We start from the raw sequence: 21,574 nt of genomic DNA on the forward strand, positions 1-21,574 counted from the left end.
AATCAGTTTAATACCTAATTTTTATGAACCAAAATGAGTTTGTGCTAATTGTGGCTCCTTTCAAAGACAAAGTCTTCAGGTTGGCCAAGCGATTGCTGGTGAGTACCGAGGAAGCCGAAGATGCGACTCAAGAAGTTTTGGTGAAATTATGGAGCAAGAATGGCGGGCTTTCCAGTTATAGCAGTATTGAGGCATTTGCGATGACCATTACAAAAAATTATTGTTTAGATCAATTGAAATCTAAGCGAGCAGATAATCTGAAAATTGTTTCTAGTAACTATACAGATTCAGCTCCTGCTTTAGACAAGAAACTGGAAGATAATGATAGTTTGAATTGGGTTGAAAGAAGTTTAAGTCAATTGCCGGAGCAGCAACGAATGATCATTCAACTCCGGGACATTGAGCAATATGAATTTGAAGAAATGGCTAAAATGCTTGATATGACTGAGAGTGCCATTAGAGTTTCACTTTCCAGAGCACGAAAAACGATACGAGAATACATGACAAAAACACACAATTATGGAATTATATAAAGCAGAAACGTTACTAAAAAAATATTTTGAAGGAGATACCACGATTAAAGACGAGCAAGAATTGCAGGATTATTTTGCGTCACCTGAGGTTGCTCCACATTTACAACAATATGCATCGTTATTTAAACATTTTGCTGTTGCAAAAGGGCAGCAGTTTAAGCAGGAAATTACAGCATTCGGAATTCATAAGGGAGAAAACAAGTATAAAAAAAGGAATTTAGCTTGGGTTTCTATTGCGGCGTCGGTTGTTGTTTTGATGGGAGTAGGAACGTATATGTTTTATGATTCGGAAACGGTGACTAAAAGTAAAGATTTGGGAACCTACGATGATCCTGAACTAGCTTTCAAAGCGACTCAAAAAGCGTTGTATTTATTGTCGAATAACGTAAACGTTGGCATAGAAAGTGTAAAGTATATTGAGGAGTATCAAATTGCTAAAAATAAAGTGTTCAGAAAACAAAAAAATAAATCCGGGGGCATTTAATATCTTCCGAAAAATATTAATCACGGCGTAAAACGCTACAATCAATTAAAATAATCGTAAACAAATTAAAAAAATGAAATCAATCAATCCCAATCCAAGTTTTTGCATACCAGCAAAACAGATTCAAAAGAACTCACGTCTAAGTTCAGCTAAAAAGTTTTTAATTGTCGTACTACTGGTTTTTATTGCGAGTCCAATTTTTGCGCAAACAGCCTTCGATAAATTTGACGGACAAGATGATGTAACCTCAATTATTGTCAATAAAAAAATGTTTGACTTGATGAGTAAAGTAAAAGTTGACGCTTCTGACAAAGAAACCCAACAATACTTGGCGTTAATAAAAAAGCTTGATAATTTAAAAGTTTTCACTACCAAAAGCACTCGGGTAGAGGGAGAAATGAAATTAGTTGCCGACAAGTACATCAAATCAGCCGGCTTGGAAGAGTTGATGCGCGTAAATGAGAATGGCAGAAACATAAAAATTTTGGTGAAATCAGGTTCAACTGATTCACAAATAAAAGAATTATTGATGTTTATTGAAGGGGCTAAAAATGACGATACTGTTCTAATGTCGCTGACCGGTACTTTCGATTTGAATGAAATTTCGATTCTTACCGATAAGATGAGAATTCCCGGAGGCGATGACTTGAAGAAAGCAACTAAAGGTAAAAAATAAGATGAAAATGATCTATGGAATTGCACTAATTTTCAGTATGCTCCTGATTAGTTGCAGCTCGGAGCCAACCTTGCAAAAGTATTTTGTGGAAAACACCGAAAACAAAAATTTTGTTGCACTTGATGTTTCTCCCGATATTTTGAATGTGGATAAAACAAAATTGTCAGTAGCACAAATTGATGCTTTGAAATCCTTTGACAAAATTAATGTGCTGGCTTTCAAATTAAATGATACCAACAAGGCGGAGTTTGAAACGGAACGTGCCAAAGTTGACTTGATTTTACAAGACAAAAAGTATCAGCAACTGATGAAATTTGGTTCAGGCAAAGAAGGTGCTTCGGTTAGCTTTGTTGGTTCCGATGAACATATCGAGGAATTTGTTTTTTATGCCAATAAAAAAGAAAATGGTTTTGCAGTGGTGAGAATTTTGGGCAAAGATATGAACCCTACCAGCGTAATGACTATGATGAGTGTGTTACAACAATCCAACATCGATTTAGAACAATTGAAACCGTTACAGCAATTAATGAAATAAATGGGTGTACAGCTAATGAAAAGCGTCTTGATAGTTTCAAGACGCTTTTTTTATGGAGTAAATTTTAAATAATTTGTGTCAACCTGTTATTTGCAAAACATTTTTTTGTTTTTTACGGCACTCTGACTGCCTAATTGGATTGCTTTGGTAAAATCGGCACAGGCATTTTTCTTGTTTTTAGAATGAAAATTAGAAAGGCCTCTTAAATTATACGCGATATAATCCTTTTCGTTTAAACTAATAGACATGGTGCAATCTTCGATCGTACTTTTGTAATCCTTCGCTTTATAGTTAATGTCGGCTCTTGTGGTGTAAGCATCACTTCTTTTAGGTTCTACTTTTATTGTTGTGTCTACATCGTTTAAAGCACCTTTAATATCACCTAATTTTTGTTTCAAAAGAGCTCTGTTTAAGTAAGCCGAGGCGAATAAAGGATCAATTCGAATTGCTTTACTGTAATCATCGATGGCGCCTTTGTTGTTTCCCACTTCTGCTTTCTTTAACGCTTTGTCAAATAAGTCATAAGCGATTGGATTTTGACTCCATCCCGCTAAGGAAGTTAATAATAATAATGCTAGTAGGACTAATTTTCTCATAAAATTTAAGGTTTGAAATTGGGGGAATTTCTTTAATTATTAATGGGTGACAATTATATAAAGGTACAATTCTTTTTTTAGCTATTTAGTTAACGAATAGAAATGTGTTTTATTTTGAATAAACTTTATCAATCTTAGATTCAATTAAAAAATCACTAAAAGTTGGTATTGTGGAAGCCTTTTCATACCCGTAATTTTGCATAAGTAGAGATTTTAAATCGAATCATTATTTATCGAAGTAAAACAGCACTAAAGATGGGAAACACAGTAGTAGAAAGACAAAGCAGTAAACTTATGAAAGTAAAAAACAATACAACATTTTTATACATTGGTACTTTCTTCTTTTTTGCAGGAAGCCTGTCCGTGGGAATTTTGATGGTTATTTTTTTTTAAATGCGTTACGAAATATTTTTTAAAATTGAAAAAAACAATTGCTTATGAATATCGCCTGATTATTTTTCATAAAATGATTTTTTGTAAAAAGCAAAATGCTTCTGAAACCTTCAAGTATACTTGATTGTTTTAGAAGCATTCTGCTTTGTGACCACGGCGGGATTTGAACCCGCACGCCCTTTCGAGCACCAGCCCCTCAAGCTGGCAAGTCTACCGTTTCTCCACGTGGCCTTAAAAAATAAAAGGTCCAGTAATAAATTACTCGACCTTTTTGTGACCCGACTGGGGCTCGAACCCAGGACCCCATCATTAAAAGTGATGTGCTCTACCAACTGAGCTATCGAGTCAATGCTTTCAAGAAAATTATGTGTTGATCACTAAAATTGTGACCCGACTGGGGCTCGAACCCAGGACCCCATCATTAAAAGTGATGTGCTCTACCAACTGAGCTATCGAGTCATATTCTTTCCTTGAACGCGGGTGCAAATATAAGGACTTATTTTGGAGTTTTCAAAGCAATTTTATTATAAATTTGTCTTTTTTAAACAAAATTACTCAACACCTTAATTTGTAAGGTTTTATTCAGATGAAAAAAATTATATTATTGGGTTATATGGGTTGTGGTAAGTCCACAATTGCAAATAATCTGTCCAAAAATATCGGAATTCCTTTTGTGGATTTGGATAAAAAAATTGAAGAGAGAGCAAATTTATCCATAAATACCATTTTTGAGAAACATGGAGAAATATATTTTAGAAAGTTAGAACATGAAGTTTTTGTCGAATTATTGAATTCGCCAGAGCAATTAATTGTAGGATTGGGTGGAGGTACGCCGTGTTATGCCAATAACCATGACTTGTTAAAAGGCGATAATGTTGTTTCTATTTATCTTAAAGCGTCAATTCAGACTTTATTTAATAGATTGAAGCATAATAAAAGCAAACGTCCTCTTATAGCCGCTAAAAGCGAGGACGAAATGAAAGAGTTTATTGCAAAACATCTTTTTGATCGAAGCTTTTATTACAATCAGGCGCAATACAAAGTGGTAGTTGATAATAAAACCATTGATCAGACGGTTTTAGATATTGTTGCTATTTTAGCTTAAATACGCACAATCATCATTGTCTTGATCAAAAATAACATGCACATGTTCCAGTAATGAGGTAGAAAGCGATATTCCCTTAAAATCTGCTTTTACCGGATACTTTTTGTGGTTTCTGTCAACGAGAACCGCTGTTTTGAATTTTTTCAACGGAACGTCAATAAAATGCCTTACTGCGTAAATTAGTGTTGTTCCTGAATTCAATACATCGTCAACCAGAATTAAGCCTTTATTAGCGTATTGTTCTTTTAGTAAGGAAGTGTAAATGGGCAACTGCGGATTTTGTTTGTTGATTTGTACTTCGCAAAGCGAAACTTTAATGGGTGATATGGATTCCAGAACCAATGCGATTTTTTTTGCAAAAATAAAACCGTTAGTGGCAATTCCGGCAATTACAATTTCTTCTTCGTCTACAAAGGTTTCATAGATTTGGTACGCAATTCTTTTTATTTTATGCTCTATTTCTTGTTTCGTTAAGATGATATTTCTGCTCATTATTTTAGTTTATTGTTTAAAGTTACCGCCAATTGAGATCTTAGATTATGTCCTGTTTTTTATTCGGTGCTGTCGTCAGTAATTATTTCATTACCAAATTCATCAATGTCTCTTCGGTCTTTTTTAGTTGGTCTTCCAGTTCCATTTTTTCGATAGTGTTCTTTCGATAATTTTAAAAGTTCAAGATGTTGATACGCTTCTGCCGGCGTATCGTTTCGCCTGTAAATATCAACTAATTTTGCCCCGACACGGTTTTCAGGAATGTCCAAAACCGTAATGATTTGGGTAATTTGGTCTTTTCTAAATGTAATTTTATCAGTAGGGAAAACTTCCTTTGAAGGTTTGGCAACTAGACCGTTTACCGTTACGTGATTCTTCTTACAGGCTTCGGTAACCATGTTTCTGGTTTTGTAGTACCGCATGCACCATAAATATTTATCTATTCTCATAAATTTTCTAAAATCGGAGTTAAATAGTTTACAAAAATCAATCAATATTGTATCTTGCGCACTTAAAAAATTAGCTATAATGAACAAATTTAAGTATTATTTTATTCTATTAATTACAACCGTCTCTTTATTTTCATGTTCAAAGGATGATGCCCCAGCAGAAATCACCCCACCAAGAGACTATGCAGTGCAATATGCAACTGATTTAACGGATATTGAAGAGTATTTAAAAACATATTATATTACCGTTGTGAACCACGCCGGTTTTCAAGACGATCAAGATGTTACGTTTACTAAGATTGCAACAGGTGGAACTCAACCTTCTATCTATTCTTATTTGAAGAGTCCTACATATCCTAAACTTTTGAGTAGACCTGTGAAACTTCACGACATTACGTATACATTGTATTACTTGGTTTTAAGAGAAGGAACAGGAATCTCACCTACAAATACGGACGGGATACTAACTTCTTATAAAGGAGATTATTTGTCCCGTCAAAAAGTTGCCGAAGTTGAAACGTTAACAGCTACTTTTTTCGAAGAATCTAAGAGTCCGCAACAGTTTTTTAACCTAACGACAACTATTACTGGTTGGGGAGAAACTTTTCCGGAATTTAAAACAGGAACGTATTCGTCAAACGCTGACGGTACAGTTTCGTATAATGATTTTGGGGCGGGAGTAATGTTCATTCCATCTGGATTAGGGTATTACAATTTAGGTAGCAATAGCATTCCTGCTTATGCGCCTTTAATTTTTAGTTTTAAATTATTTGAAATCAACAGACTCGATTCGGATGGTGATGGAATAAAGAATTTTCAGGAAGATATTAATGGAGATGGCTATGTTTATGATTATAGGAATACAGCAAACTACCCAACAACTCCCACAACAACTCCAGATGATACTGATAAAGATGGAATTCCTAATTTTTTAGATACGGATGATGATGGTGATGGTGTGAGCACCAAAACTGAAATCACAAATGCTAATGGTGTTTTGATTCCTTTTGAAGCTATTCCTGCATGTAACGGAAATACGACCGATCCCGCAAGGATAAAAAGACATTTAGTAAAATGTAATTAAAAAATACAATTCAAAAAAAAAACAGTTCAATCTAAATTGAACTGTTTTTTTTTGATGTAAAAGGAAGCAATTATTTTCTTTTCATCACTCTTTCTACAGCTTCAACAATCGCTTGATTGTTCAATTTGTATTTGTCCATTAGCTGTTCTGGTGTTCCAGATTCTCCAAAGCTGTCGTTCACCGCCACAAATTCTTGCGGCAACGGACTGTTCAAGGCTAAGACTCTGGAAATGCTTTCGCCAAGACCACCAAGAATATTATGTTCCTCAGCGGTAACGATACATTTTGTTTTAGCCAATGAATTCAAAATAGCTTCTTCATCCAATGGTTTGATTGTATGAATATTTATTACTTCAGCCGAAATTCCTTGTGCTTCTAATGCTTCAGCTGCGATTAACGCCTCCCAAACTAAATGTCCTGTAGCTACAATAGTTACATCAGAACCTTCGGTTAAAACAATTGCTTTTCCTATTTCGAAAGGCTCATCAGCGGGCATAAAGTTTGGCACCACCGGACGACCAAAACGCAAATAAACAGGACCGTGGTGATCTGCAATAGCTAATGTAGCTGCTTTTGTCTGGTTGTAATCACACGTATTAATCACAGTCATTCCCGGCAACATTTTCATTAAACCAATATCTTCAAGGATTTGGTGTGTTGCACCGTCTTCTCCTAAAGTTAACCCGGCATGTGAAGCACAAATTTTCACATTTTTCTCTGAATACGCAACCGACTGACGAATTTGATCGTACACTCTTCCTGTAGAAAAGTTAGCGAAAGTTCCGGTAAAAGGAATTTTTCCTCCTATGGTTAAACCTGCGGCAATTCCAATCATGTTGGCTTCCGCGATTCCAATTTGGAAAAAACGCTCTGGATGGTTTTTCTTGAAATCATCAAATTTTAAGGAGCCTATCAAATCTGCACAAAGTGCCACAACATTTTCGTTTTTTTGACCTAATTCAGTCATTCCCGCTCCAAAACCTGAACGCGTATCTTTACTTCCTGTATTTGTATATTTTTTCATTTTTTCTTAATTGAATAATTTATAAATCAAACGATTATGAGAACTCACAATTTATAATTTATAATTCATAATTATTTAATAGTCGCTTTCTCCTTCAATATAATTTTGACCTAAAGCAATTTCAAGTTGCGTATCATTAGGTGCTTTACCGTGCCAAGCGTGACTGTACATCATAAAATCTACACCATTACCCATTTCAGTGTGCAACAATACACAAACTGGTTTTCCTTTTCCAGTTCTTGATTTGGCGTCGTTCATACCAGCAATAATAGCTTCTATATCGTTTCCTTTTTCAATTTCTAAAACATCCCAATCAAAAGCTTCAAATTTAGCACGGACACTTCCCATAGCCAAAACTTCGTCAGTAGTACCATCTATTTGTTTTCCGTTTAAATCGATTGTAGCGATAAGGTTGTCCACTTTTTTTGCAGAAGCATACATGATCGCTTCCCAGTTTTGACCTTCCTGCAATTCACCATCGCCGTGAAGCGTATAAATAATATGGTTGTCACCATTCAATTTTTTTGCCTGTGCAGCACCAATCCCAACTGATAATCCTTGTCCAAGAGAACCAGACGCAATACGAATTCCAGGTAATCCGTCATGTGTAGTTGGATGTCCTTGTAACCTTGAATTGATCAAACGGAAAGTAGCCAGTTCTGAAACCGGAAAATAACCACTTCTTGCCAAAACGCTATAAAACACTGGTGAAATATGCCCATTTGAAAGGAAGAAAAGATCTTCTCCAATACCGTTCATATCAAAACCTTCTTTGCGTTCCATTATATTTTGGTATAAGACTACAAGAAATTCAGCGCAACCTAAAGAACCACCTGGGTGGCCTGAGTTGACTGCGTGTACCATTCGAAGAATATCTCTTCTGACTTGGATTGTTAAATCGTTTAATTGTTGTGTGTTCGGTTTCATTTGTGTGTTAAAATTAGACTGCGCAAATATAATCAGATAATTTGATTAATAAAAGGTTCCATTTTTAGATTTGTTAATAGTTATCAAAGATTATAAATTTAGCAACAATAAAATTTTTCATGGATAATTGAGTATTTAGTACCTTGCAGCCATGTTTGAACAATTATTCAAAAGCATTCAGGAAAAAGTGATACTGACTCAAGTAGAAATGGAGTTGTGTAAAACTTTTTTTATCCCTAAAAAGTTGCGCAAAAAACAAATTCTGTTGCAGGAAGGAGATATTTGCGTCTACAATGCCTTTATTGAAAAAGGAATTCTTCGTTCTTTTTCCATGGATGAAAAAGGAAATGAACACATCGTACAATTTGCAATTGAAGGCTGGTGGATTACTGATTTGTCCAGTTTTCTGACCAACAGTAATTCTATTTATACCATTGAAGCACTTGAAGATTCTGAACTACTTTTGCTGACAACAGCTGCCAGAGAAGCTTTGATGGATAAAATTCCCATGTTCGAAAGATACCAACGCTTGTTATTGCAAAATGCTTATATCGCAAATCAAGCCAGAATAAATTCAGCCTTAACAGAAACCGCCGAAGAAAAATATATCAATTTAGGAATTGCTTTTCCCGGAATTGTAAATCGTGTTCCCCAACACATGATCGCTTCCTACCTTGGACTTAAACCCGAAACATTGAGTCGGGTTCGCAAACAAATTAACAATCGGAGTTAATTAAAATTGATTTAGATCAATAGAATTTCTTGTTTTACATCAACTGTTATTTAAGCCGTACAGCCTTAAATTTGTCCTGTAAATAAAAGTTCATGTCAAATAGAAGAACATTTGCAGTCCTCGGAGTTTCAGAAACCAAAAGTATTTTTTTAGCGAAGCAAATTGCCAAAACCAATTCCGTTTTGTTGTTTGATTATGATGCTGTTACGCTGAATAATGTTTATGCCCAAATACTTTTAGAGTTTCCAAAGGCAAATGCGGAGATGATGATTTGTCCAACTAATGCAAGCTGGGAGGCGGATATTATAATACTTTCAAATGATGCGGCAACTGATGATAATTTTACTAAAAAAATCAAAAGAGTCGCTACGGGTAAAATCGTACTTGTTTTGGTGAACGAAAAGAATACGATTGATTTTGAAAGTGCTCTTGACAAATTACAGCTTTTATTTCCTTTTTCTAAAGTTATTCAGAGTTTCGAATCAATGGATGAAGTAGAAAATTCCGTTCTTTTAAAAGGAAATGATGAAGAAACCTTAAAAACTATTTGGACTCTTTTTACAAGTATTGGTTTGAAAGCCAGTATTGCATATACATAAACTACTAATTTTTAACAAAAAATCAAATGAGTAAATCAATTTTATTTCAACCCTATACATTAGGAAGCCGTACTTTAAAAAACAGAATGGTGATGGCGCCAATGACGCGAAGCCGTTCTAATAATGAAGGAAATGTTGCTACAGCACTTACAGCAGAATATTATGCGCAAAGAGCTACTGCAGGTTTAATAGTTTCTGAGGGAACTTTTGTAAGTACAAAAGCAGTTGGTTTTATTAACGTGCCGGGGATTTACAGTGCAGCACAAACCGAAGGTTGGAAACTAGTTACGAAAGCAGTACACGAAAAAGGAGGAACTATATTCGCGCAATTGTGGCACACGGGACGATTGTCGCATCCGGATTTACATAATGGCGAATTACCACACGCACCTTCAGCGCTGAATCCTCATGCAAAAGCCTACACCAAAGATGGTTTTGTAGATACGGTGACTCCAAAAGAAATGACGATTGAAGACATTAAACAGACCGTTCTAGATTTTAAAAACGGAGCAAAAAATGCGATGACTGCAGGTTTTGACGGAATCGAATTGCACGCTGCCAACGGGTATTTGTTGCAACAGTTTTTTAATGGTTATTCCAATCATCGTATCGATGAATACGGCGGTTCAATTGAAAATAAATCCCGAATTCTATTTGATATTCTTGATGCTTTAGAAGGTGTTATTGATTATTCCAAAGTTGGCGTTCGATTGAATCCTTCATTGCACAATTCGCAGGGAATGATGCTGGATAAAGAGACAATTCCAACGCATGAATATATTGTAAACCGTTTAAATGATTATGGTTTAGCATATGTGCATTTAACGGAGCCTTTTACGCCAGTGGATGATGTACCTTTTGCAGTTACTGAAGTGGCCAAACATTTCAGACCGTTTTATAAAGGAACTTTAATCATCAATAAAAGTTTTAATAAAGAAACGGGTATCAAAGTTATCGAGGACGGTTACGCTGATCTTGTTGCTTATGGAGTTCCCTTTATTGCGAATCCGGATTTAGTGGCTCGTTTTGAAGCTGATGCGCCATTAAACACACCAGACCAAAGTACGTTTTACACTGACACAGTGAAAGGATACACTGATTATCCGGCCATGGCTGAATAATAAAAATTTTTCGTTAGCTGTAAAAACACAGCACATTTTTATTTAAGTTAAATTATAATTCACAAGGAAGCCCACATTTAGTGGGCTTCATATTTATTGGAACGCAATATGTCATGCTGTTCTGGTATTGAAATTATGCTTTTATATTTGTAATTGTATCCGCTGTGCAGGCTTGTTTGTTGATAGTCGACATTACAATTCCTGTCGATGTTGCATTTGTTTTTTCTTTTCATCAAGCTTCATCGCTAACAAATTAGTTTTTTATTTAGCTTATTTTATTTCTGAGACTGCTCCATCCACCACCATTATAAATTGTTGTATATCCATTTGATTTCAAAATACTTTTTGCCGAAGCACTTCGCATTCCTGAAGCGCAACACGTAATTATAGGTTGGTTTTTATCTTTCAGTTTGTAAAGATTATTGCGTAGCGCATCAACAGGAATATTAATAGAATCTTCTATATGCCCCGTGGAATATTCCGCTTTGCTGCGCACATCAACGATAATGGCTCCGTTTTGCACTAATTCCGGATAGTTCACTTTGGAACCAAGTCCGAATAATTTTTTGAGTCTTTCTATCATTTTATTCAGATTGAGATTGAAGGTAATTCACATCCAGCCACGAACCGCCGTTATAACACTCGACACCATGTGCGGTCAGAAACACTTGCGCCTGACCACTTCTATTTCCAGAGGCGCAACACAGTATCAAAGGCGCTTTGAGTTCCTGTATTTCGTGCATTCTATGCGGAATTTCATTCAACGGAATATTGAATGAACCTGCAACATGGCCACCCATAAATTCATCATAGGAGCGCACATCGACAATGGTTCCCAGTTTTTCTTTGATTATTTTTGATACTTCCATAGTTTTATTTTTAAGATATTTGCGCGTTTTTACAGCTGTTTGCATGGTACAAAATTACAATTACAGAGTTGGTTTTTGGTGTCATTTGTCACACAAAAAGATGTTGAGTTTTTTATTTTAAGTCGCCATTAATAAATTAAAAAATAAAGAAATAATGATTTTATAAATCCATTACTTTCAGAATATTTTGGTTAGCAATTTTTTATTACAGGACGATAATAAAGGTAGCTATATTTCATTAATTTTTACCTACAATTTATTTCTGTCAATCTTAAATTTTTTGTTAAAGGCAGAGCCTGAATAACTGACAATAATTTCTTGTTTTTAAAAGAAAAAGTATTTAAGCTTTCACGGCATACTTTTTGACGATTTAAAAACAAAGTATTAAACAAATAAATAAAAAATAATGTCAGAGAAAAGTAAAAAACAATTTGGAGTTTGGATGGATTCACATCATGCAATTATTGTAGGTAAAGAAAATGTAGATTCTGGAGATTTCGTAGTTTTAGGACACGAAAAAGAAGAAGGTCAGGGTGGTAACTCAAATGAAAATGCAGCTAATAATGCTGAAAGAGATTCACTTCATAAATTATTCAAAAGCATTACTGCTCACATGCAAAATGTTGATGAATTACATGTAACAGGTCCTGGAACAGCTCAGGAACAATTCATTAAATATTTGGGTGAAACTCCACAATACAAAAATGTAGAGACTAAACAAAGTACTTCTAATAAAATGAATGATGAAAGTTTAATTGAATATGTGGCTTCACAATTTAACTAATCAATTACAGATAAATACGAAGAAGCTGTCTCAAAAGGCAGCTTCTTTTGTTTAGAACCACAGCGTTTTAAAAATCAAATAAAAAAAATATTTGTATTTTTTGATTGATTTTTGTTTTGTGTTTGTAGAATGAGCGGTATCAGACTACTTTTTTTAATTTTATATTTGTAAAAAAAAAATATGCGTTTCTCCTACGTCATCATCGTTTTATTGAGTGCTTTTATGTTGGTCAATTGCGCTGCGAAAAAAAGTACTGATATTTCGTATTTAGAATCTGTGGATAAAAATAGCTCAAAAGTACCCAGACTGAATGTTTTTGTGCCGCGAAAATCAAGTGCAGCGCAAGTCCCTGTTTTAATTTTTGTGCACGGAGGAAATTGGAATAGTGGCAGGAAAGGAACGTATGATTTACTGGGCAGGAATTTTGCCAGCAAGGGAGTCATTACGGTTATCCCGGATTATACGTTAAGTCCTGACGCTACGTATGATGAAATGGCGCGGCAGATTGTGTCTGTAATCCAGTGGACAAAAAAGAACATTAGCCAGTACAATGGTAATCCCAATATGATTTATATTAACGGTCATTCTGCAGGTGGGCATCTTGGCGCTTTGGCTGTTATGAATCCAAAGTTCGGAATTGCTTCCGGAACTATTGCTGGAATCATCCTCAACGATGCGGCAGGATTAGATATGAAAAATTATTTAGAAGGAAATCCGCCAACGGCAAAAGACGATTATCTCACCACTTGGACCGCAAATCCTGAGCAATGGAAAGACGCTTCGCCGATCTATTTTTTAAACAAAAACGCGCCTCCCTTTTTAATTTATGTAGGAGATAAAACTTATAATTCCATAAAAATTGCCAATAGCCGTTTTTTAGTTGCTTTACAACCCTTCCAACCTGATGTGGAGCCAATTAAATTGAACAAAAGGCATGTCCCGATGGTGCTTCAGTATTTCTCGCCTTGGAGCAAACGCTTTGATGAGATTATTGCTTTTATGAAATTGCACAAAAAGTAAAACTTTAATCATATCTTGCAAACAGCACAACTAAGGTTGTATTTTAAAAATAGTTATTTTATGATTATCTTTTCAGAATTGCATCAACAGAATATTGACCACTTTCTCATAAAAAACAGAGCGCAATAGGACAGCAAATAGAATAGTGCTAATTCAATAGTTTCCAGTCCATCGTTGATGTGAACATTATACACGGCAACTGCCATCGTAATAATAAGTGGAATTAAAGCCAGTCCTATCCAAAATCATCTTACAATTATTACGGAGCACAAATCTTCGGCAAAAACAGTTAAAGCCAATGAGTCGGGCACTATGATGCCAATTGGATCAATAAATTACTTTGTGTTATTGATTTGCTTCATCATTTTTGGAATACCGTGACCAACATCAATAAACCAAATGGTAGTCTTGCAAAAAGCGAATTTCAATCCGTTACATGAGCAGACTAAGAAGTTGGGGATAATAATTTTTGAATCATATTTTTAAAGTTTTTAGTATTGGTTCTTAAAAACGTACTTTATTTTTACAAGAATTTGATTCTTTTAATATGAGCTCGAAGTAATTATTGCTTGCTAGCCTTTCGTTTTAAATAAAATTTTCTCCATGATAATCACAGCTAAAATACCCAACGTATATGCAAGCAAATCCATCCACGCAAAAGAATTTCCAAGAACAACTTTAGCTATTTTTGAATGCTGTAATCCTAATTTTTCAACCAAATTTAAATATTGTGCGCTTTCGATAGCAAATGAAAAAAGTAAAACAAGAGCTGCGGCTACCCAAACGGATACTTTTACAAAGGATTTCAGAAAACAATAGAGTAGAATCACTACTAAAAAATCGCCAAAATAAGGTCTTATAAAGTTGTCGTGCACATACAAACCAATTGCAATTTCCATCACAAAAAGCAAAATGGTGAGCGCAAAATAGTTGCGGTTGAATTGAAACATGTTTTTAGTTTAACGATTTGGTCAGTCAGAGTATAAATTTGTTTAATTTAAACTTCATTTAATTTTTTTAACAGCATTTTCACATAGATTTCGGATCAATATTTTTGTTGATTTTCTCAATATTCAAGCTATTTGCCATCGCCGTAAATATTTGGAAACAGCTATCCGAATTTACCATAATCGTTAGCGCAGTTTTGCAAACTGTGTCCATTCCAATTGCCAACTAAAGTAAATCTAATCAAGTTACCTGTACTTCATTTTTAATGCAGCATAATTTCTTGTGGAACCGCAATAATAATCTGCTGGCAACTTTACAATTTTATTCTCTGCATAATTAATCAATAACGGGTGAGTTTCAAAACATTTAAGTTCTCCAATTGTGCCTTTTTTCAATCCAAATTCTTATTTGCCGAAAATGTCAAAGCAATCTATTTTTTGATCACATTTTAGTATCAAAAAAATTGATTGATAAGTTTCAATCTGCACATTTATACTACGTAGTTCCTGTATATTCATTTTTTCGTTGCGTGCCGGTTGCCATTAACATGTTGCGGCTTGGTGAAGGTGGCGGATTTTACCACAAATGTGATACGAAGAAACTAATGTTTGATTAACCACAAATGTTTTTACGAAGCATTGAACCGACATTTTTGCCAAACAACTGTGAAAGGCAGGCATTTTACTGTTTTCAACTTGTTTTATCATTTTGAATTGGCATTGTGAGCTATGTTGTAGAAATCCACTTTAGTTGTTGGTTTATTTTGAACTTCTTCTCTCCCAAATAAATTTATATACCTGAACTGACAACAATGGAATCAATCCAGCTAAAATTGACACTAGCCACACTTGAGCAGGCAGCACGTCCAAGCGGAGTACTGAACGCATCTGAGGTATAGCAAAAACCAATACCATTAGAGCGGTGCAAATTAAAAGAGCTATCCATACAAATTTATTTTTGGTGATCTCATTCACAAAAAAATTTGAATGTGGGGAAGACATATTGAATACATGAAACAGTTGGGCAAAGGCAAGCGTAATAAATGCAACATTATTTATAATTTTGGAATCAGTTGAAATAGTTTGTTTGCAATAAACCACAGCAATAATTACTGCTAAGGTCATGGCAGCAGCATATAAAGAAATAGTAATCCAGTCTCTATTAGATATAATAAGGAGTTTAGGATCTCTTGGTGGTCTTTCCATAACGGTTTTATCTCCTTTTCCTAAACCGAGTGCGAGTGCCGGAAATACATCCGTTACCATATTTAAGAACAGGATTTGCAATGGAAGTAAAGTAGAGGTAGGAACAACGAAACCTAAAGTAGTCACAATAAATATTTCACTTAAATTACAGGAGACGAGATATATCACAAACTTTTGTATGTTCTGGAATATCTCTCTTCCATGCGATACTGCCTGTGTAATGGATTCAAACGAATCGTCTTTGAGAATAATGCTGGCAGTCTCTTTAGCCACTTGCGTGCCTCTTAGTCCCATAGCAATCCCAATGTCTGATTTTTTAAGCGCAGGCGCATCATTTACTCCATCACCTGTCATTGCTACAATGTTACCTGCTTTTTGATAAGTAGCTACAATTTCAAGTTTTTGTTTAGGAGTGGTACGAGCAAATACGGCCGTGGAAAGTATCTTTTTATTCCATTCATCTGAAAGCGATTCCATATCGGGCATATCTATTCCAGTAATTGCATTTTGTTCGTTTTCATCTACCAATCCTACTTTTTTGGCAATATTAAGAGCTGTTAAAGGGTGATCGCCGGTAATCATTACAATCTTGATTCCTGCTTTACGACAAGTCAACATGGCTTCTTTAATATCCAATCGGGGAGGGTCTAAGAATCCAATCATCGCTACATACACTAATGAATTTAAAAAATCATCTTTATTAATTTCTCCTTCCTCGTTAAAGGCAAAAGCCAGTACCCGCAAACCATCTGCAGCCATCTCTTCAGATTGCGCCAAAATATTTTTTCGCTCTTCCTCGCTCAGGTTTTGTATGGTTGCTCCAGTCTGTATCTTACTACATTTTATCAACAAATGTTCCACAGAACCTTTAGCTGCTATAAAATATCCGTTTGAATTTTTGTGCAAAGTACCCATGATTTTTGTGTCAGAGCTAAAAGGTATTTCACCAGTTCTTTCATATTGTAGTTTCAGTTCTTCAGTGGCAGAACCTGATGCGTCTGCGAGGTGTACCAGAGCAATTTCTATCGGGTCACCTATCAATTCAGTTTTGTCATCTCCGTTCTTTGGTGAAGCATTGTTACATAACGCACCTATCAATATTAATTTTTGAAATTCAGCTTCACTTTTTTTAATATTCCCTTCCGCAAAACTCAGCACATTGTCTTTAATTGAAACTTTTATTTTTTCATTGGGAAAAGAAAAAGTATCTACATATATTTTATTTTCTGTTAAAGTTCCTGTCTTATCGGTCAATATCACATTGGTACTTCCTAATGTTTCTACAGCCGATAATTTTTTAACGATAGCATTTCGCTTTGCCATCAAAAGCATTCCATAAGCCAAAGCTACTGTGGCAACAATAGGAAGCCCTTCTGGAAAAGCCGCAACCGATAAAGCGATGGAAGTCTCTAAAATCAGAACCCAGTCTTTGCCTTGAATAATTCCTGTGATTGCAAAAATGCCTGTCATTGCCAACGTAATCCATATTAACTTTTTACTTAACGCTCCTATCTTTTTATCAAGCGGTGTTTCTTTTTCTTTAGAACTTTCAACTAAAGAAGTGATGGTGCCTAATTGAGTATGTTGGGCAATTCCTGTTACAACGGCTTTCCCGCTTCCATTTGTAACAGATGTGCCTTTGAATACCATGTTGAATTGGTCTCCAAGGGCAATATCTTTCGCAAGTTTGTCTGTATTCTTTTCTGTAGGAAGTGACTCTCCTGTTAGAGAAGATTCCTCGCACTGCAATTGATTGGATTCTATTAGATGTGCATCACCTGGAATTACATCACCAGCTTCCAACACTATTATATCTCCCGGAACTATTTTTTCAGATGGAATCTCTTGAACTTTTCCATCACGGATAACTTTCGAATGTATTACATCCATTTCCTTCAACGCATTCATCGAATTGCGTGCTTGCAACTCCATTAAAAATCCTATTGCAGCATTTACCATTATTACCACAAGAATGGCTATTGCTTCAATAATATTTTGAAAATAAAAAGTAACAGCAACAGCAAAGAATAACAAATAGACAATTGGGCTCTTAAATTGCAAAAGCATCATAAGCCAAATACTTTTTTGCTTTTGAGCTTGATAAATATTCGGACCAAACTCTCTTGTTCGTTTCTCTGCGTCGGGTTGGCTTAACCCTGATTCAGAATCAGTTTGGAATGCGATCACAACTTCTTCTACGGAGAAGGAATGAGGATACGATTGCGGATATTTAATTTTCATTTGTGGAGTTTCAGGATTTGAAATGTCGTTTTCGTTTATTTTGTTGTTTGTCACTTGTTAAGAGAACAATTCAGCAGAACGTTCTGGAACTAAAGCGGATTTTGGACTAAATTAAGTCCTATTTTGCCAAATCATCCCAACTACAAAACTAACTTTCTATTAAGCCAATTTCCTAAATCCGTTTTAGTTGATGGTGGCGGTTCGTTGTTTTTTTAATTTGTTTCTCTGATTATTTTTCTCAGAGTTTAGTAAGGGCAGAACCTTTATGAGCTGCCACATGATCCGTCTTAATGCTTTTTATTTCATATTGAGGCTCTTCTTTCGTAGCGTGGTGTGTATAACCTTTATAATCGAAATCTTTGGTATGTATTCTAATAATAGTTCCTGAAACTCTCCCCGCTTCGGAATTCCAGCTTACTTTGTCGCTTATTTTAAATTTTGTTTCCATAAACTTATTTTTAAATGTAAATCTAATTTTCATCATAATAAAATACATTACCATCAACTATTCTTGCCGGTGAAGTGTATTTATGTTCCTGAACTTTTCCTGTTGCCATAATATGCAATACCGCCCAACCTTTTGCTTTTAAATAATCGGACACCATCGAACGATGGCATCTCCACCAAACCGCTTCTGAGCACATATAAGCTGTGGGCTGTTCCAAAGCGATATGTTCCAATTTCACAATGGCATTTTCAAATTCTTTGGTTTCCATATAATCGGCGTAACCTCTGAAAGAGTCATTATTCCATCGGTTATTTTTTGAGTCTTTTTTCATTTTCCTTCTTCCTCCCAAATCGGCCAGATGTATATATTGTATTCCGGTTTCTTCTAAGGATATTTTTATGTTTTCCATGTCGAATTGTGGAAACCTGCGAGAGCCCGGTAAACTTCGTATGTCGGCAAGAATTTTAATGTCAAAAGACCGTAGCATATTTAAAAATTCATCCAGACTATGAGTAGAATACCCTATGGTATAGATGGTATGTGTCTCTAATTTAGTCATTTGGAATTGTTCAATGATAAAATATATTTGTCAATATATTGTTGTTTTTCTTTCGATTTATATTGCTGGATATATCGTGGATGTTCAAGAATTTTTAAATTATCAAATAACTTTACTTCTTTGTTTAGCTTTTGGATAAATTCTGCATTTTTTTTACCCAGCACAAAAACTTCCGAAGTATCTAATCCCAGACTAATATGTTTTTTTAAGGACATAATCATAAAATCTTTCACCATTTCAAAAAGAACAGGATCGTCATAATAATTGGCATTAAGCCATTTGCCATCTTTTGTTTGACGGATAATAGCCAAAGGAAAAGGCGAGTTGATGTAAAAATCGTTGTAAAAGTCTTTTACTCCACCATATTCGGCAATCATCTCATAAATAAAAACAGAAGAAATTTCGTGTGTATGTGCCGATTGCATTTTGATATCACAGGCACTTTCCAGTCGTTTGGTATCCGTAAATGGCACACCTGTTACCCCAGCTCCGTGACGGCCCGGGTTAATACCAATAATAAATCTTCGGCGTTGTGAATCGTTATAATATTTATGATAAAACTGTTGCATTACTTCCATTGTTTCAAGATTATCCAAGTAAGGATTCAGCACCTGAAAACCCTCTGGTAGTTTGCCTGAATAGTTTAAATGGCGGTTAAAATCAATCACTTTATCTGCAAAGGTTTTTGGCATTATGATTTATTTTATTTTTATATCCTGCAAACTCTTTCAATATATTTATCGAAGTACAAAGATTTAAAGTTCCTATTATAGCCTATCGGTTTTTGCTGTTTGATTCCATCTTTTTAGGGTTGTCGATTGGGTACATTCAAGTATGTTGACTTACAATGACCGGTATATTCTTTTGCTGCAAGAGCTTTGTGTCTAAGTTAAGATTTTCTTCTGATTAAACACTATTAATTCAAGTACAAAACCATTTTAGTATTTAGCCGAAAACCCAAATCCGGCAAAACCGCTACTGTGCGTTCGTTTTTATTTTTCTCTCAAAATTCCATTTAGAATTACATAATATAATGAGTTGTAATATTCTCTTATTTCAGAGTAAGTTGTGTATTCAGATTTACATTTTTCACACAGTTATAAGTCAAATACTGGGAATCCAACGTCTGTTAACTTATTAAATAATCCTATGTTGTAGAATTTTTTTAATTCTTTATATAATTCATTTTCTATTGGAAACGCTATCTTTCTATTTCTGAGAGAAAAGCTGAAACCGACCATCAATCTGGAAAAGAGCGGGATTAGAAAACCCATTCAGTTCACGATATTGGGATTTTCGTTTGCATCGACCTATCTAAAAGGCTTAAAAGGCAGGTATGCTTCGCCAGTTCGCCTTTCAGGCTCGGGTCAATTAACGGTAGGTGACAAAGCTTGGGCAAAACTCAAGCAGAGTCTAAAATAGGTGACGCGCAAAACCGCGCCCAAAAGTTTCGGGGAATGCATCCGAAAAATCAATGACCCGAGCCTAAGAGGCGAACTGACGAAGCAAATTCAACGAGGGTGGTTAAACTATTTTCGGGGGACGAGTATTCAAGGAAAGTGACGAGATATTGATGGATGGTTGTGCAATAGACTGCGCTACTGCATTTGGACGGACTGGAAAAAGCGCGAACGCAAAAGGAAAAACCTGATGCGACTAGGAATTGACAAATACCATGCTTATGATTGGAGCAGAATCAGAAATGCTTTGCATTCACGAATACCAAAAATACAATACCAAAGCGTGAGTAAAAGGAGGATGGCGAATGGCTCAAAGTCCAATTCTTACCACTACAATTACCCTACTGCGGCTCAAGAAGAAAGACTATCAATCAATGTTGGAAATTTACATGGAACTCAACCCATCACTTTGCGAACCGCAGTATACGAGACCCTTATGGACGGCGGTGTGAGAGGCGCACTCAGTCAGTTTCTGGCGGAGCCGTCTACTTGATTAGCAGTAGTTTATTTATTCTAATATTGTACAATTAATTTCATAAGGTTCTTTTGGGAAACCATATAAAATCATCTTTTGTTTGTCTACATATTTTATAGGAATTAGTTTGTCAAGATAATTGTCTGTATAAAGTGAAACAAACAGCGTTTTATTTAGTTTTCCGAGTACAATTCTACTTCCTTCTTTATTCAAACGTTTGTTTATTTCTTGTACGACTGGCGAGTTCAAAACTTCATTGAACTTGACATTCATTTTTTCTCCATTCCAATTAAACTCAAAATTTAAATTCTGAATTTCAGTTTCTGTTAATTCAGTTTCTGTTGCGTTTAGTTTTTCATAATCATTTTCGAATATACAATTTTCAGTTATAGACTTTTCATCGCTTAAAACTTTGTAAATTTTTCCATTTCTGAAAAATCTAATTCGATTTTGATTTATAAATTTATGTTCTGTTTCGCTTAGCTTTTCATTTCGGTTTTCGTTTTTCATTAGACAGATTTCATCACTTTTTTCAACGTCAAAATAATCAATGATATCTTTATCAATCTGAATAATCTCGGGGTTTCCGTAATGGTCTGGAGTTTTAATAAAAAGCCAATTTTCTTTCATATGCGATTTTGTAAAATAGCAGGTAACGTCAGTTCGTCTAAAAACCTTCAGACGAACTCATTTTAGTTAATCAGTGAGTAAATATATGTGATTTAAACTACAATTAAAATTCTTTCTGGGAAAAGTCGGTTTAGGATTATCAAAATAAAACAGTCCGTAAAAAGCTTTAAAAATTGCTCTTAGA

General features: G+C 35.1%; 27 protein-coding genes and 3 tRNA genes. 13 read left to right on the forward strand and 17 right to left on the reverse strand.

All coding sequences use genetic code 11. The annotated features are described in order from the left end of the window. The first annotated feature begins 23 nt into the window (after positions 1-23). The 4 genes from ACP7AT_RS06845 (at position 24) to ACP7AT_RS06860 (ending at position 2,228) form a co-directional block, all read left to right on the forward strand. Positions 24-533, forward strand: coding sequence for an RNA polymerase sigma factor (locus tag ACP7AT_RS06845; protein ID WP_426063589.1), 510 nt, complete (start codon positions 24-26; stop codon positions 531-533). Then, on the forward strand, positions 520-1,017 hold the full coding sequence (locus tag ACP7AT_RS06850; protein ID WP_426063590.1) for a hypothetical protein: 498 nt from the start codon (positions 520-522) through the stop codon (positions 1,015-1,017). Before ACP7AT_RS06845 ends, ACP7AT_RS06850 begins: the two co-directional genes overlap by 14 nt. Positions 1,018-1,090: 73 nt before the next feature. Continuing rightward, on the forward strand, positions 1,091-1,693 hold the full coding sequence (locus ACP7AT_RS06855) for a DUF4252 domain-containing protein (RefSeq protein WP_426063591.1): 603 nt from the start codon (positions 1,091-1,093) through the stop codon (positions 1,691-1,693). A 1-nt stretch (position 1,694) separates the two neighbouring features. Further along, a complete protein-coding gene (locus ACP7AT_RS06860; protein WP_426063592.1) occupies positions 1,695-2,228 on the forward strand; it encodes a DUF4252 domain-containing protein in 534 nt (177 codons plus the stop codon). Between the two features lie 86 nt (positions 2,229-2,314). On the opposite strand, the gene ACP7AT_RS06865 is transcribed toward ACP7AT_RS06860, so the two are convergent. Continuing rightward, positions 2,315-2,824 (reverse strand): tetratricopeptide repeat protein, encoded by a 510-nt coding sequence (locus tag ACP7AT_RS06865; RefSeq protein ID WP_426063593.1) that lies wholly within the window; start codon positions 2,822-2,824, stop codon positions 2,315-2,317. A 255-nt stretch (positions 2,825-3,079) separates the two neighbouring features. Between ACP7AT_RS06865 and ACP7AT_RS06870 the strand changes: the two genes are divergently transcribed. Next, positions 3,080-3,217 carry a hypothetical protein gene (locus ACP7AT_RS06870; protein WP_426063594.1) on the forward strand — a complete coding sequence of 46 codons (138 nt, stop codon included), beginning with the start codon at positions 3,080-3,082 and terminating at the stop codon, positions 3,215-3,217. A 148-nt stretch (positions 3,218-3,365) separates the two neighbouring features. Here ACP7AT_RS06870 and ACP7AT_RS06875 read toward each other — a convergent pair. From ACP7AT_RS06875 to ACP7AT_RS06885, 3 genes are all read right to left on the reverse strand, one after another. Continuing rightward, positions 3,366-3,448: transfer RNA gene (locus tag ACP7AT_RS06875), tRNA-Leu, on the reverse strand. Positions 3,449-3,491: 43 nt separating this feature from the next. Beyond that, positions 3,492-3,564: transfer RNA gene (locus ACP7AT_RS06880), tRNA-Lys, on the reverse strand. A 39-nt stretch (positions 3,565-3,603) separates the two neighbouring features. Continuing rightward, positions 3,604-3,676: transfer RNA gene (locus tag ACP7AT_RS06885), tRNA-Lys, on the reverse strand. 127 nt (positions 3,677-3,803) lie between these two features. Between ACP7AT_RS06885 and ACP7AT_RS06890 the strand changes: the two genes are divergently transcribed. Beyond that, positions 3,804-4,322 carry a shikimate kinase gene (locus tag ACP7AT_RS06890; protein WP_426063595.1) on the forward strand — a complete coding sequence of 173 codons (519 nt, stop codon included), beginning with the start codon at positions 3,804-3,806 and terminating at the stop codon, positions 4,320-4,322. Here ACP7AT_RS06890 and ACP7AT_RS06895 read toward each other — a convergent pair. Together ACP7AT_RS06895 and ACP7AT_RS06900 are read right to left on the reverse strand one after the other, a co-directional pair. Then, complete coding sequence (locus tag ACP7AT_RS06895) at positions 4,314-4,814, reverse strand: phosphoribosyltransferase family protein (protein WP_426063596.1); 501 nt, start codon at positions 4,812-4,814, stop codon at positions 4,314-4,316. The two genes, ACP7AT_RS06890 and ACP7AT_RS06895, sit on opposite strands and share 9 nt — an antisense overlap. Before the next feature lie 59 nt (positions 4,815-4,873). Then, complete coding sequence (locus ACP7AT_RS06900) at positions 4,874-5,263, reverse strand: RNA-binding S4 domain-containing protein (protein WP_426063597.1); 390 nt, start codon at positions 5,261-5,263, stop codon at positions 4,874-4,876. A 79-nt stretch (positions 5,264-5,342) separates the two neighbouring features. Between ACP7AT_RS06900 and ACP7AT_RS06905 the strand changes: the two genes are divergently transcribed. Then, on the forward strand, positions 5,343-6,347 hold the full coding sequence (locus ACP7AT_RS06905; RefSeq protein ID WP_426063598.1) for an FKBP-type peptidyl-prolyl cis-trans isomerase: 1,005 nt from the start codon (positions 5,343-5,345) through the stop codon (positions 6,345-6,347). 70 nt (positions 6,348-6,417) lie between these two features. Here the strand turns inward: ACP7AT_RS06905 and ACP7AT_RS06910 are convergent, their stop codons facing one another. Beyond that, positions 6,418-7,371 carry a transketolase family protein gene (locus ACP7AT_RS06910; protein WP_426063599.1) on the reverse strand — a complete coding sequence of 318 codons (954 nt, stop codon included), beginning with the start codon at positions 7,369-7,371 and terminating at the stop codon, positions 6,418-6,420. A 75-nt stretch (positions 7,372-7,446) separates the two neighbouring features. Beyond that, positions 7,447-8,298 carry a transketolase gene (locus tag ACP7AT_RS06915; protein ID WP_426063600.1) on the reverse strand — a complete coding sequence of 284 codons (852 nt, stop codon included), beginning with the start codon at positions 8,296-8,298 and terminating at the stop codon, positions 7,447-7,449. Between the two features lie 151 nt (positions 8,299-8,449). Here ACP7AT_RS06915 and ACP7AT_RS06920 point away from each other — a divergent pair, with 151 nt between their 5' ends. The 3 genes from ACP7AT_RS06920 (at position 8,450) to ACP7AT_RS06930 (ending at position 10,751) form a co-directional block, all read left to right on the forward strand. Next, complete coding sequence (locus ACP7AT_RS06920) at positions 8,450-9,031, forward strand: Crp/Fnr family transcriptional regulator (protein WP_426063601.1); 582 nt, start codon at positions 8,450-8,452, stop codon at positions 9,029-9,031. A gap of 92 nt (positions 9,032-9,123) precedes the next feature. Next, positions 9,124-9,630 carry a hypothetical protein gene (locus tag ACP7AT_RS06925; RefSeq protein WP_426063602.1) on the forward strand — a complete coding sequence of 169 codons (507 nt, stop codon included), beginning with the start codon at positions 9,124-9,126 and terminating at the stop codon, positions 9,628-9,630. A gap of 26 nt (positions 9,631-9,656) precedes the next feature. Continuing rightward, on the forward strand, positions 9,657-10,751 hold the full coding sequence (locus ACP7AT_RS06930) for an alkene reductase (protein WP_426063603.1): 1,095 nt from the start codon (positions 9,657-9,659) through the stop codon (positions 10,749-10,751). A 265-nt stretch (positions 10,752-11,016) separates the two neighbouring features. On the opposite strand, the gene ACP7AT_RS06935 is transcribed toward ACP7AT_RS06930, so the two are convergent. Beyond that, a complete protein-coding gene (locus ACP7AT_RS06935) occupies positions 11,017-11,334 on the reverse strand; it encodes a rhodanese-like domain-containing protein (RefSeq protein ID WP_426063604.1) in 318 nt (105 codons plus the stop codon). A gap of 1 nt (position 11,335) precedes the next feature. Beyond that, a complete protein-coding gene (locus ACP7AT_RS06940) occupies positions 11,336-11,620 on the reverse strand; it encodes a rhodanese-like domain-containing protein (RefSeq protein WP_426063606.1) in 285 nt (94 codons plus the stop codon). Positions 11,621-12,026: 406 nt separating this feature from the next. Between ACP7AT_RS06940 and ACP7AT_RS06945 the strand changes: the two genes are divergently transcribed. Together ACP7AT_RS06945 and ACP7AT_RS06950 are read left to right on the forward strand one after the other, a co-directional pair. Next, entirely contained in the window at positions 12,027-12,404 is a 378-nt protein-coding gene (locus ACP7AT_RS06945) for a hypothetical protein (RefSeq protein ID WP_426063607.1), read from the forward strand. 180 nt (positions 12,405-12,584) lie between these two features. Further along, positions 12,585-13,424, forward strand: a complete 840-nt coding sequence (locus ACP7AT_RS06950; protein ID WP_426063609.1) for an alpha/beta hydrolase — start codon at positions 12,585-12,587, stop codon at positions 13,422-13,424. 572 nt (positions 13,425-13,996) lie between these two features. Here the strand turns inward: ACP7AT_RS06950 and ACP7AT_RS06955 are convergent. From ACP7AT_RS06955 to ACP7AT_RS06980, 6 genes are all read right to left on the reverse strand, one after another. After that, a complete protein-coding gene (locus tag ACP7AT_RS06955) occupies positions 13,997-14,374 on the reverse strand; it encodes a DUF2809 domain-containing protein (protein WP_426063611.1) in 378 nt (125 codons plus the stop codon). A 540-nt stretch (positions 14,375-14,914) separates the two neighbouring features. Then, the gene (locus tag ACP7AT_RS06960; RefSeq protein WP_426063612.1) at positions 14,915-15,079 is read right to left on the reverse strand and encodes a hypothetical protein; all 165 of its coding nucleotides are present in this window, start codon (positions 15,077-15,079) and stop codon (positions 14,915-14,917) included. A gap of 51 nt (positions 15,080-15,130) precedes the next feature. Next, entirely contained in the window at positions 15,131-17,872 is a 2,742-nt protein-coding gene (locus ACP7AT_RS06965; RefSeq protein WP_426063613.1) for a cation-translocating P-type ATPase, read from the reverse strand. 184 nt (positions 17,873-18,056) lie between these two features. Beyond that, entirely contained in the window at positions 18,057-18,302 is a 246-nt protein-coding gene (locus ACP7AT_RS06970) for a DUF2945 domain-containing protein (protein WP_426063615.1), read from the reverse strand. After that, the gene (locus ACP7AT_RS06975; protein ID WP_426063616.1) at positions 18,289-18,825 is read right to left on the reverse strand and encodes a DUF488 family protein; all 537 of its coding nucleotides are present in this window, start codon (positions 18,823-18,825) and stop codon (positions 18,289-18,291) included. Before ACP7AT_RS06975 ends, ACP7AT_RS06970 begins: the two co-directional genes overlap by 14 nt. After that, complete coding sequence (locus ACP7AT_RS06980) at positions 18,822-19,517, reverse strand: SMUG2 DNA glycosylase family protein (protein ID WP_426063617.1); 696 nt, start codon at positions 19,515-19,517, stop codon at positions 18,822-18,824. The genes ACP7AT_RS06975 and ACP7AT_RS06980 overlap by 4 nt, the downstream gene beginning before the upstream one ends. Positions 19,518-20,475: 958 nt before the next feature. Here ACP7AT_RS06980 and ACP7AT_RS06985 point away from each other — a divergent pair. Beyond that, entirely contained in the window at positions 20,476-20,778 is a 303-nt protein-coding gene (locus ACP7AT_RS06985) for a hypothetical protein (RefSeq protein ID WP_426063618.1), read from the forward strand. Between the two features lie 15 nt (positions 20,779-20,793). Here ACP7AT_RS06985 and ACP7AT_RS06990 read toward each other — a convergent pair whose 3' ends face one another. Then, a complete protein-coding gene (locus ACP7AT_RS06990) occupies positions 20,794-21,390 on the reverse strand; it encodes a hypothetical protein (protein WP_426063619.1) in 597 nt (198 codons plus the stop codon). Between the last annotated feature and the right edge of the window lie 184 nt (positions 21,391-21,574).

The sequence above is a fragment of the Flavobacterium sp. DSP2-3-1 genome (assembly GCF_049896865.1).
GTDB lineage: Bacteria > Bacteroidota > Bacteroidia > Flavobacteriales > Flavobacteriaceae > Flavobacterium.